This window comes from Intrasporangium sp. Soil_C_50 (assembly GCF_057656595.1).
On record NZ_JBDGKB010000009.1, the window covers coordinates 67,729 to 79,406 of the forward strand.

Annotated in this window: 9 protein-coding genes; 8 read left to right on the forward strand and 1 reads right to left on the reverse strand. The window is 72.4% G+C overall.

The features are described from left to right. Positions 1 to 10 precede the first annotated feature (10 nt). Positions 11 to 1,009, reverse strand: coding sequence for an AAA family ATPase (locus AC3A5R_RS16845; RefSeq protein ID WP_487621914.1), 999 nt, complete (start codon positions 1,007 to 1,009; stop codon positions 11 to 13). Positions 1,010 to 1,456: 447 nt separating this feature from the next. On the opposite strand from AC3A5R_RS16845, the gene mraZ reads away from it, so the two are divergent. The 8 genes from mraZ (at position 1,457) to murD (ending at position 11,663) form a co-directional block, all read left to right on the forward strand. Then, positions 1,457 to 1,888: a division/cell wall cluster transcriptional repressor MraZ gene (gene mraZ / locus AC3A5R_RS16850; RefSeq protein ID WP_076258867.1), complete on the forward strand. Its 432-nt coding sequence runs from the start codon at positions 1,457 to 1,459 to the stop codon at positions 1,886 to 1,888. 298 nt (positions 1,889 to 2,186) lie between these two features. Beyond that, positions 2,187 to 3,197 (forward strand): 16S rRNA (cytosine(1402)-N(4))-methyltransferase RsmH, encoded by a 1,011-nt coding sequence (rsmH, locus tag AC3A5R_RS16855; protein WP_487621915.1) that lies wholly within the window; start codon positions 2,187 to 2,189, stop codon positions 3,195 to 3,197. Then, positions 3,194 to 3,847 carry a cell division protein FtsL gene (ftsL, locus tag AC3A5R_RS16860; protein ID WP_487621916.1) on the forward strand — a complete coding sequence of 218 codons (654 nt, stop codon included), beginning with the start codon at positions 3,194 to 3,196 and terminating at the stop codon, positions 3,845 to 3,847. Before rsmH ends, ftsL begins: the two co-directional genes overlap by 4 nt. Positions 3,848 to 4,194: 347 nt before the next feature. After that, positions 4,195 to 5,979 (forward strand): peptidoglycan D,D-transpeptidase FtsI family protein, encoded by a 1,785-nt coding sequence (locus AC3A5R_RS16865; RefSeq protein WP_487621917.1) that lies wholly within the window; start codon positions 4,195 to 4,197, stop codon positions 5,977 to 5,979. Between the two features lie 47 nt (positions 5,980 to 6,026). Continuing rightward, complete coding sequence (locus AC3A5R_RS16870; RefSeq protein WP_487621918.1) at positions 6,027 to 7,685, forward strand: UDP-N-acetylmuramoyl-L-alanyl-D-glutamate--2,6-diaminopimelate ligase; 1,659 nt, start codon at positions 6,027 to 6,029, stop codon at positions 7,683 to 7,685. Then, positions 7,682 to 9,094, forward strand: coding sequence for a UDP-N-acetylmuramoyl-tripeptide--D-alanyl-D-alanine ligase (locus AC3A5R_RS16875; protein WP_487621919.1), 1,413 nt, complete (start codon positions 7,682 to 7,684; stop codon positions 9,092 to 9,094). Before AC3A5R_RS16870 ends, AC3A5R_RS16875 begins: the two co-directional genes overlap by 4 nt. Beyond that, entirely contained in the window at positions 9,091 to 10,176 is a 1,086-nt protein-coding gene (mraY, locus tag AC3A5R_RS16880; protein ID WP_487621920.1) for a phospho-N-acetylmuramoyl-pentapeptide-transferase, read from the forward strand. The genes AC3A5R_RS16875 and mraY overlap by 4 nt, the downstream gene beginning before the upstream one ends. Further along, positions 10,173 to 11,663 (forward strand): UDP-N-acetylmuramoyl-L-alanine--D-glutamate ligase, encoded by a 1,491-nt coding sequence (murD, locus tag AC3A5R_RS16885; protein WP_487621921.1) that lies wholly within the window; start codon positions 10,173 to 10,175, stop codon positions 11,661 to 11,663. Before mraY ends, murD begins: the two co-directional genes overlap by 4 nt. Positions 11,664 to 11,678 lie beyond the last annotated feature (15 nt).

Sequence of the window (11,678 nt, forward strand, 5' to 3'; positions counted from 1 at the left end):
GCCTCCCGCCTCAGCGTGCGGCCGGCGGGACCGGCACCTGGCGCAGGAGGTCCACGACGACGTCGGCGGTGGTGCGGCGGGCCAGCTGGGTCTCGCTCGAGGGCATGAGCCGGTGGGCGAGCACGGGGGAGGCGAGGACCTGTACGTCGTCGGGGATGACGTGGTCGCGACCTTCGAGGGCGGCGTGCGCGCGGGCGGCCCGGAGCAGCTGGAGCGCGGCTCGGGGCGAGGCGCCGAGGCGCAGCGCCGTCGTGGCGCGGGTGCGCGCCACGAGGTCGACGATGTACTGGCGCACGGCCGGGCTGGCGTGCACGCGCGTCACTGCGTCGACGACGCGGTTGATGGTGTCGGCGTCGGTGACCGGGACGAGTGCCTCGAGCGGCGAGTGCGCGCCGTGCGACTCGAGCAGCTCGAGCTCGGCCTGCGGGGCCGGGTAGCCCATCGAGATCCGCGCCATGAAACGGTCGCGCTGCGCCTCGGGGAGGGGGTAGGTGCCCTCCATCTCGATGGGGTTCTGGGTGGCCATGACGATGAACGGCGCCTGCAGCGTGTACGTCGTGCCGTCGACGGTGACCTGACGCTCCTCCATCGACTCGAGCAGCGCCGACTGGGTCTTCGGCGAGGCCCGGTTGATCTCGTCGCCGACGACGACGTTGGCGAAGATCGCGCCCGGACGGAAGTCGAAGCGTCGGGCGTCCTGATTGAAGACGCTGACGCCGGTGACGTCGCTCGGCAGCAGGTCGGGCGTGAACTGGATGCGGCGCACCGTCGCGTCGATCGAGCGCGCGAGGGCCTTGGCCAGCATCGTCTTGCCGACACCCGGCACGTCCTCGATGAGCAGGTGGCCGCCGGCGAAGAGGACGGTGACGGTCGTGCGCACGACCTCGGGCTTGCCCTCGATGACGCTCGTCATGGCCGTGACGAGGCGGTCGGCCACGTCGTGCACGAGCTCGAGGTCGGTCCCCCCGGCACCGGCCGTGGTGTCGAGTCCGGTCTGCGTCGTCGTCACTGCTACCCGCTTTCTTCCCCATGTCGATGCGCCGGTCCGCTCGTGGCGGCCGACGCACTCCCGTCAGGTGATCTTCTCCCATGGACCCCGGGTGTCGGTAGTGACCGACGCGCTGGTGACCCCAAGAAGGCGCGTCCGGCCTCCTCCACTCTCCTCCACCGGGACGACGAACGGGCCTCGTTGGTTCGTTCCCGACGCGTCAGCGCGCCCCTGCTGAGCACGATGCCGCTGGGTCGGGGCTTGAGGCGTCGGGCCTCGCCGGGCCGGGGCGAACCCCAGGGGAGTCCTCCCCTCCACTTCGCACCACCCCCGCTGACCTGCGCAAACGCGACGCACCGACGGTGAGTTTCGGTCAAACGTCGTTGACGTTGGAGTGAAGTGGAGTACTGTGGAGCAACAAGGTAGGGAATGGGGTTCCCGCGGGGTCGACAGGGGAGGTGGCGGACCGTGTTTCTCGGAACGCACACGCCTCGTCTCGACGACAAGGGCCGCATCTTCCTGCCGGCCAAGTACCGCGATCGGATGGCCGGGGGGCTCGTTGTCACCCGGGGCCAGGAGCGGTGCCTGTTCATCTACCCCATGGACGAGTTCGTCACGGTCGCCGAGCAGATGCGCCAGGCGCCGACGACGAGCCGCGCCGCCCGCGACTACATGCGCGTCTTCCTGTCCGGTGCCTCCGACGAGATCCCCGACAAGCAGGGGCGCTTCACCATCCCGGCCAACCTGCGCCAGTACGCCGGCCTCGACCGCGACGTCACCGTCATCGGTGCCGGCTCGCGCCTCGAGGTCTGGGACAGCACCGTCTGGAACGACTACCTCGAGCGGACCGAGCAGGCCTTCGCCGACACGGCCGAGGAGGTGATCCCCGGCCTCTTCTGAGGCACACCGCACCTGAGCACCGGCCTCCAGCCGCTCCGATCCCGGGACGACTTCCCCCGTCCCGGGCGAGGCAGCGGATGGGGACCAGTCCCCAGGTGTCCACCACGAGACCGAACACCGTGACGACCAGCTCCCTCCACCTGGTCGTCACCCGCACCTCCACCGGCACCACGCCCCACCCATCCCCGGATCGACCGGACCGACTCGGCAGACGTCTGACCTTCTCCGCGCCACACCAGCACCATCTGCGCCACAAGTCACAACAAGCACATCCGCACCACGCGTGAGAGGGACGCACATGACCGACCGAGGACCGGCGCAGGAACGGCACGTTCCCGTCATGCGCGACCGGATCCTCGACCTGCTCGCGCCGGCCCTCGAGCGGCCCGGAGCGGTGCACGTCGACGGGACCCTGGGCATGGGCGGGCACGCCGAGGGCGTCCTCGAGCGCTTCCCCGAGTGCACCGTGGTCGGCATCGACCGGGACCGTGAGGCCCTGGCTCTGGCGGGGGAGCGGCTCGCCCGCTTCGGCGACCGCTTCCGACCCGTGCACGCCGTCTACGACGAGATCCGCGACGTCGTCACCGATCTCGGGCTCACGGCCGTCGAGGGCATCCTCTTCGACCTCGGCGTCAGCTCGCTGCAGCTCGACGAGGCCGACCGCGGGTTCGCCTACCGGGTCGACGCGCCGCTCGACATGCGCATGGACCAGTCGACCGGCCTCACGGCCGCCGACGTGCTCAACACCTACTCGGAGCAGGACCTGACGCGGATCCTGCGCGACTACGGCGAGGAGCGCTTCGCGCGCAAGATCGCGAGGGCCGTCGTCCACGACCGCGCGGTCGAGCCGTACAGCTCCTCCGGGCGCCTCGTGGAGATGCTCCGACGCGTCATCCCCGCGGCGTCGCAGCGCCAGAGCGGGCACCCGGCCAAGCGCACCTTCCAGGCCCTGCGCATCGAGGTCAACGACGAGCTCGCCGTGTGGCGCCGCGCCATCGAGGAGGCCGTCGACGTGCTCGCGGTCGGGGGTCGCATCGCGGTGCTGTCCTACCACTCGCTCGAGGACCGCACGACGAAGCGGGCCTTCGCCGCCGGTGCCACGTCGAGCACCCCGCCGGACCTGCCGGTCGAGCTGCCCGAGCACGCCCCCTATCTCTCCCTCGTGACCCGAGGCGCCGAGGAGCCCTCGGCCGACGAGGTCGCCACCAACCCGCGAGCCGCCTCGGCCCGCCTTCGCGTCGCCGAGCGCGTGCGCGACACCTCCACGCACTCCGCCCGCAGCACCACCAGGAAGGGACCCACCCGATGAGCCAGATCACCGCGACGGCCCGGCCGCTCCGCGCCCCCCGACGCGCACCGGCGCCCGCCCCGCTCCGCGTCATCCCGTCCTCGATCGCCCGCACCGGCAACGGGGCGTTCGCGGCGATCTGCATCACCCTGCTCGTCGGCGGCCTCATCGCCCTGCTCCTGCTCAACACGGCTTTGGCCCAGGGATCCCTCGCGCTCGGCGACCTCCAGCGCGAGTCGGCTCGCCTCGACGACACCGCGAGCAACCTCCACGAGCAGATCGACGCCGCGTCCGCCACCGGCGCCCTCGCGCGCAGCGCCTCCGAGCTCGGCATGGTCCGGATGAACACGCGCGGCTACATCGACCTGCGCACCGGGAAGGTCACCGGCGAGCCGGAGGCGGCCACGAAGCAGAACGCGTTCCCGATCGTCACGAGCCCGACGCCGCCCACGGTGACCAAGAAGGTCAGCAGCATCCTCGCCAAGGCGACGAAGGTCGCGACGGCGGAGGAGGCCGCGGCCGCCGTCGCCGCCAAGGCTGCCGGCGCCACGCCGACGACGCCGGGTGCGACGGACGGGGCCCCCTCTGGCTCCACACTGGGCACGACGCAGCCGCAGACCCAGCAGCAGAGCCAGCAGACGCAGGGCACGGCCCCGACGACCACGAGGTGACACGAGGTGACTCGGTGACGCAGACCCGAGGCGGCGACCCTCGGCGCACCGGCCGCGGGGCCGCCCCGACGAGGACAGCAGCCCGCGCGGGAGCACCCCGCGCGGGCTCCTCGACGTCTCCGAAGACGCCCGCTCGCACCGCCTCGACCTCGCGCGCCTCGGGCCAGGTGCCCCGCCGACCGGCGGCCCCGACGCCGGGAACGGGTTCTGGTCAGGGTGCTCGGCAGGCGGCTGGGCAGGGCTCCGGCCGTGGTCCCGCGCCGCGGCGCGCGCCGGCCGCCCGGCGCCCCGCGCCGCGCCGGCCCCTGCGCATCTCCAAGGTCAACCCGCGCCGCCGGGCACGGGTCATGTTCGTCGTCACCCTCTTCGTCTTCACGATCTTCGCCGGGCAGCTGCTGCGCATCCAGGCCTTCGACGCGTCGGCCACCCAGACCGCCGCCCTGAACAAGCGCCTCGTCACGCAGATCACGCCGGCCATGCGCGGCGAGATCCTCGACACCAAGGGTCAGGTGCTGGCCCAGTCCGTCGACCGGTACACCGTCGCCGCCGACCCGACGATCATCGGCTGCTTCGTCAAGGTCGCGGGGGAGTGCACCTCCGACGGCGTCTCCAAGGCGGCCACGGCCCTGGCGCCGCTGCTGCAGAAGAGCGTCGATGACCTGACGCCGCTGCTGAACCGCCAGAAGACCCGCTACGTCGTGCTCGCCCGCAACGTCAACCCGGCCGTCTACCGCGAGGTCCGTGCGCTCGGGGTGCCGGGCGTCACCGGCGAACGCACCGCCCAGCGCGTCTACCCGACCTCGATGGCCCTGGGCCAGCTCGTCGGGTACGTGCTGCCCTCGGACCAGACCGGCGCCGGCGGCGTCGAGCAGATGCTCGACAGGACGCTCGCCGGCACGCCCGGCCGGTCGGTGGCCGAGCGGGCCCGCGACGGCTACGTCATCCCCGGCTCGACGCGCGTGGACACCCCGGTCGTCAACGGGCGCAACGTCAAGCTCACCATCGACGCCGACCTGCAGTGGTACGCCCAGAACGCCCTGGCCAAGCAGGTCACGGCCGTGGGCGCCGAGTCGGGCACGGCGGTCGTCATGGAGGTCGCCACCGGCAAGGTGCGGGCCGCCGCGAGCTACCCGACCTTCGACCCCAACGACCTCGCCGACGCCAAGTCCTCCAACCTCGAGAACCAGGCCTTCAACGTCGCCTTCGAGCCCGGCTCCACCGGCAAGCTCATGACGATGGCAGCCGCGCTCGAACAGAAGGTCATCACTCCCGACACCGGCGTCATCGTCCCGCCGCGCCTGCCGCGCGCCGGTACGTCGTTCAAGGACAACGAGCCGCACGGCGTCGAGAACATGACCGCCACGGGCGTGCTCGCCAAGTCCTCGAACATGGGCACGATGATGATCGGCGAGCGCGTCCCGCCGGCGGTCATGGAGTCCTACTACCGCAAGTTCGGCGTCGGCCAGAAGACGCAGATCGGGTTCCCCGGTGAGTCGGCCGGCCTCCTCGCCGGGGCCAAGGACTGGGTGTCGACCCGCCGCTACACGATCCTCTTCGGCCAGGGCTACGCCGTCACGGCGATCCAGCAGGCCGGCGTCTTCCAGACCATCGCGAACAAGGGCGTGCGCGTGCCGCCCTCGCTCGTCGAGGGCGTCTACAACGACAGCGGCACCTTCATCCCCTCGGCGCCGACGACCCCGTCCCGCGTCGTCACGCAGGACACCGCGGTCAAGCTCTCGCGGATGATGGAGGAGGTCACCGGCCAGAACGGCACGGCCAGCGCGGCTCGGATCAAGGGCTACCGCGTCGCCGGCAAGACCGGTACCGCCGACCGCTACGACGACAAGCTCAAGCGCTACAACGGCTTCACGGCCTCCTTCATCGGCTACGCGCCGGCCGAGGCGCCCAAGTACGTCGTCGCCGTCTTCATCCAGAAGCCGTCGGCCGGCATGTTCGGCGGCATGCTCGCCGGGCCGGTGTTCAACCAGATCATGACCTACATCCTCGAGCGCACCGGTGCGCCGCCGAGCCCGAAGTCGACCCTCGACTACCACGTCTGGGCCGACAAGCCGCTGTCCCCGAACGACCCCACGGTCATCAGCAACGCGCGGGCCCAGCGGGATGGCCTGTAAGTTGGGATGACGTGTCACCTTCCACCGTTCGACCCGCCACGTCGGGCGTGCCTCTCCCTGTGCTGGGCGCCCTCGGCGACCTGACGAGCCGGACGGGAGGCACGTCGCCGGACGCTTCCCGGCCCGTCGACGAGACCCTCGTCACAGGCGTCACCCTCGACAGCCGCAGCGTCCTGCCCGGCGATCTCTACGCCGCCCTGCCGGGCTTCAACGTCCACGGGGCCCGCTTCGCCGCCGACGCCGTCCGGGCCGGCGCCGTCGCCGTGCTCACCGACGCCGAGGGGCGTGCCCTCGTCGAGGAGGCCGTCGCCCGCGAGGGCCTCGACGACGTGCCGGTGCTCGTGGCCGCGAACCCGCGGGCCGTGCTCGGCGAGGCCGCCGCGACCGTGTACGGACGGCCTTCGGAGGGGCTGACGATGATCGGCGTCACCGGCACGAACGGCAAGACGACGACCGCCTACCTCGTTGAGTCGGCGCTGCGGGCCCACGGCTCGCGCACCGGGCTCATCGGCACCGTCGAGACCCGCATCGGCGAGGACCGCGTCGAGTCGGTGCGCACGACCCCGGAGGCCACCGACCTGCACGCCCTGCTCGGCGTCATGCGCGAGCGCGGCACCGACGCGTGCGTCATGGAGGTCTCGAGCCACGCCCTCGAGCTGCACCGCGTCGACGGAGTCGTGTACGACGTCGCGCTCTTCACGAACCTCTCCCAGGACCACCTCGACTTCCACCCGTCGATGGAGGCCTACTTCACGGCCAAGGCCTCGCTCTTCACGCCCGAGCGCTCGCGCGCGGGCGTCGTCTGCGTCGACGACGCGTGGGGCGCCCGGCTGGCGCGTGAGGCCAGCGTGCCGGTGACGACGCTGTCGACGCTGTCGACGACCGACGCGACCGACGCGACCGACGCGACCGACGCGTCCGACGCGTCCGACGCCGCAGACTGGACCGTCGAGGAAGGTGACGCCGGAGCGTTCACGCTGCGCGAGCGGGCGACCGGCCGCGGCCTCGCGCTCGTCTCGCACCTGCCCGGCCACTTCAACGTCGCCAACACCGCCCTCGCCGCCCTCGCGCTGCTCGCCACCGGGCTCACCGACGCCGAGGTGGAGGCCGCCATGGCCGTCGCCCCCGACGTGCCCGGGCGGATGGAGGTCGTCGCAGCCGGGGGTGACCGCACGCCCCGCTGCGTCGTCGACTTCGCCCACACCCCCGACGCCGTGGACGCCGCCCTCGCGGCGCTGCGCCCCAGCACCCAGGGACGCCTCATCGCCGTCCTCGGTGCCGGCGGCGACCGTGACAGCGGCAAGCGTCCGGCCATGGGGGCGGCAGCGGCACGCCGCGCTGACGTCGTCGTCGTCACCGACGACAACCCGCGCAGCGAGGACCCCGCGACGATCCGTGCCGCGGTCGTCGAGGGCGCCCGCGCGCAGGTGGCGTCCGGCGACGCCACGGCCACCCTCGTCATCGACGGCGGCGCCCGGTCGGGCGCCATCGCCGAGGCGATCGCCCTCGCGGTGGTCGGGACGGGGGAGCGGGGGGAGCAGGAAGGGCGCGTCGACACCGTCGTCGTGCTCGGCAAGGGACACGAGAAGGGCCAGGAGATCCTCGGAGTGAAGCACCCGTTCGACGACCGCGACGCCGTCCGCGCCGCCCTCGCCGCCGTCACCTCGACGCGCCACGCGACGGCGCGTCCGGAGGTGACCGCGTGATTCCCCTGACCCTCGCCGAGGTCCGTGACCTCACCGGCGGGACCGTCCACGGCACCGACGCGCCCGAGGCCGTCGTCGTCGACGGGCCCGTCAGCACCGACTCCCGCGAGTGCGGTGCCGGCAGCCTCTACGTCGCCCGCGTCGGCGAGCACGCCGATGGGCACGCCTATGTCGGCGCGGCCGTCGCAGCCGGTGCCGTCGCGGCGCTGACCTCACGGGTCGTCGACGGCGTGCCGTGCGTCGTCGTCGAGGACGTCCAGACCGCGTTCGGGCAGGTCGCGCGCGGCGTCGTCGACCAGGCCCCCGAGCTGCGCATCGTCGGCATCACCGGCTCGTCCGGCAAGACGAGCGCCAAGGACCTCCTCGCCTCGGTCCTGTCGACCGTCGCCGAGACGGTCGCGCCGGTCAACTCGCTCAACGGCGAGATCGGCGTGCCGCTCACGGTCTGCCGGGTCACGCCGACCACCCGCTTCCTCGTCGCCGAGATGGGCGCCCGCGGCGTCGGCCACATCGAGTACCTGACCCGCATCGCGCCGCCGCAGGTCGCCGTCGTCCTCAACGTCGGCTCGGCCCACGTCGGCGAGTTCGGCTCGAAGGAGAACATCGCGCTCGCCAAGTCCGAGCTGCCGCAGGCGGTCCCGGCCGAGGGCGTCAGCGTCCTCAACGCCGACGACCCGCTCGTGCGCGCGATGGCCGAGGGTCTCGCCTCCCGCGTCGTGCTCGTCGGGCTCGCGCCCGACGCCGACGTGCGCGCCGAGGACGTCGAGCTCGACGACCGCGGGCGCCCCACGTACACGTTGGTCGCTCCGCAGGGTTCTGCGCGGGTCTCTTTGCGCCAGAGTGGCGCCCACCACGTGGGGAACTCGCTGGCCGTCGCCGCGGCGGCGCTCGAGCTGGGCCTGACGCTCGACCAGGTCGTCGCCGGGCTGCGCGCCGCCGAGGCCGTGAGCCGCTGGCGCATGGAGATCACCGAGCGCCCCGACGGCGTCGTCGTCGTCAACGACGCCTACAACGCCAACCCCGACTCGATGCGTGCCGCGGTCGACGCCCTCGCTGCGATGGCCACGATCGGCCGCCGCTGGGCCGTCCTCGGCGGCATGCTCGAGCTCGGCGCCGACAGCGACGCCGAGCACACCGGCGTCGGTGCGTACGCCGCCGACCGCGGCATCGACCGCGTCGTCGCCGTGGGGGAGGGTGCCCGGCCGATCGCCGACGCGTTCCCCGGCGCGACGTGGGTGCCCGACACCGACGCGGCCCACGCGCTGCTGTCCGAGCAGCTCGGGTCCGGCGACGTCGTCCTGCTCAAGTCGAGCCGCGACAGCGGGCTGCGCTGGCTCGGCGACCGGCTCGCGGGAGTCCCGCTGCCCGAGCCCGTAGCGGCATCGACGGGGCAGGGGGTGACGCGGTGAAGGGCGTCCTTCTTGCAGCGTCCGTCTCGCTGCTCATCTCGCTGTTCGGCACCCCCCTCTTCATCAAGTTCCTCGTCAAGCGCGGCTACGGCCAGTTCATCCGCGACGACGGCCCCACCTCGCACCACACCAAGCGCGGCACCCCGACGATGGGCGGCGCCGTCATCATCGCCGCGACGTTCGGGGCTTACCTCGTCGCACACCTGCTGACGCTCAACCCGCCCACGGCCTCGGGCCTGCTCGTCCTGTTCCTCATGGGCGGGCTCGGTTTCGTCGGGTTCCTCGACGACTTCATCAAGATCAGCAAGCAGCGCAGTCTCGGCCTACGCTCGAAGGAGAAGCTGATCGGGCAGACGCTCGTCGGCGTCATCTTCGCAGTGCTCGCGGTCCAGTTTCCCAACGATCAGTACCGCACCCCGGCGTCGCTGCTCGTCTCGTTCGTCCGCGAGACGAACATCAGCCTCGCCGTCGCCGGCAGCTCGGCCGTCGGCGTCGTGCTGTTCGTCATCTTCGCCAACGTCATGATCGCCGGCGCCTCCAACGGCGTGAACCTCACCGACGGCCTCGACGGCCTGGCCACCGGCGTCTCGACGATGGTGTTCGGTGCGTACGTCCTCATCAGCATCTGGACGTTCAACCAGAACTGCCAGACCAACCCGGGCATCAAGTGCTACGAGGTGCGCGACTCCCACGACCTCGCGCTCGTGGCCGCCGCCGGGATGGGCGCCTGCTTCGGGTTCCTCTGGTGGAACGCGACGCCCGCGAAGATCTTCATGGGCGACACCGGCTCCCTCGCGCTGGGTGGCGCGCTCGCCGGCCTGGCCATCACGACCCGTACCGAGCTGCTGCTCATCATCCTGGGCGGCATGTTCGTCCTCGAGACGCTCTCGGTCGTGGCGCAGGTGGCCTCGTTCAAGCTGACCGGCAAACGGGTGCTGCGGATGGCACCGCTGCACCACCACTTCGAGATGGTCGGGTGGAACGAGGTGACCGTCGTCGTCCGCTTCTGGATCATCGCCGGGCTCTTCGTCGCCTTCGGGCTCGGCCTCTTCTACGCCGAGTGGGTGGTGGGGTCCCAGTGAGGTTCGACCCGACGTACGAGCCCCGCCCGGGCCTGACCCACCGCGACGCCGACTGGAGCGGCATCGCGGTGCTGGTCGTCGGCCTCGGCGTGTCCGGCTTCGCCGCGGCCGACGCGCTCGCCGAGCGTGGCGCGCGCGTCACGGCTGTCTCCCGCGACGCCACCGACGTCATCCGCGAGCGTGCCACGATCCTCGAGATCCTCGGCGTCGACGTGCGCCTCGGCCCCGAGCACGTCGTCGCGCCCCCTGAGGGCACCGAGCTCGTCGTCACCTCGCCCGGTGTCCCGCCGCACGACCCCCTCATGCTCGCTGCGGCCACGGCCGGCATCCCCGTGTGGGGCGAGGTGGAGCTCGCGTGGCGCATGCGAGCCGACGAGGGCGCGGCGCCATGGCTCACGGTCACGGGCACCAACGGCAAGACGACGACCGTGCAGATGCTCGCCTCGATCCTGCAGCACGCCGGGCTGCGCGCCACGGCCGCCGGCAACATCGGCACGCCGCTGCTCGAGGCCGTCCTGCACCCCGAGCCCTACGACGTCCTCGCCGTCGAGCTGAGCAGCTTCCAGCTGCACTGGCAGCGCTCGGTGTCGGCGGTCGCCTCCGCGGTGCTCAACGTCGCCCCCGACCACATCGACTGGCACGGCGGCTACGCGGAGTACCTCCGTGCCAAGGGCCGCATCTACCAGAACACGCACCTGGCCTGCATCTACAACGTCGCCGACATCCAGACCGAGCAGCTCGTCATGGAGGCCGACGTCGTCGAGGGGTGCCGGGCCGTCGGGTTCACGCTCGGCATCCCCGCGCCCTCGATGGTCGGCATCGTCGAGGACGTCCTCGCCGACCGTGCCTTCGTCGAGCAGCGGCAGCGCTCGGCCGCCGAGCTGTGCACCGTGGCCGACCTGCAGGGCGACGGGCCACCCCCGCCGCCGCACTACGTCGCCAACGCCCTCGCCGCGGCCGCGCTGGCCCGCGCGTACGGCGTCGGGCCCATCGCCGTGCGCGACGGCCTGCGCGCGTTCCGGCCCGACCGGCACCGCATCGCCGAGGTGGCGACGGTGCGCGGCGTCCGGTTCGTCAACGACTCCAAGGCGACGAACCCGCACGCGGCGGCGGCCGCGCTGCGCTCCTTCGACTCCGTCGTCTGGGTCGCCGGCGGGCTGCTCAAGGGGGCCGACGTCGACGCGCTCGTCGAGGACGTCGCCTCACGGCTGCGCGGCGTCGTGCTCATCGGCGCCGACCGCGACCAGATCGCCCAGGCCCTTTCCCGACACGCGCCCGATGTCCCCGTGGTCGACGTGCCCGAGACCGACACTGGGGTCATGGACCGCGTCGTGAAGCAGGCCGCGCGCCTCGCCCAGCCGGGCGACGTCGTGCTGCTCGCCCCGGCCGCGGCGTCCATGGACATGTTCACGAACTACGGTGCGCGCGGCGACGCCTTCGAGGAGGCGGTCCGCCGGCACGCCAGGGCGAGCGGGGGCGAAGGGTGAGCACTGGGGTGAGCC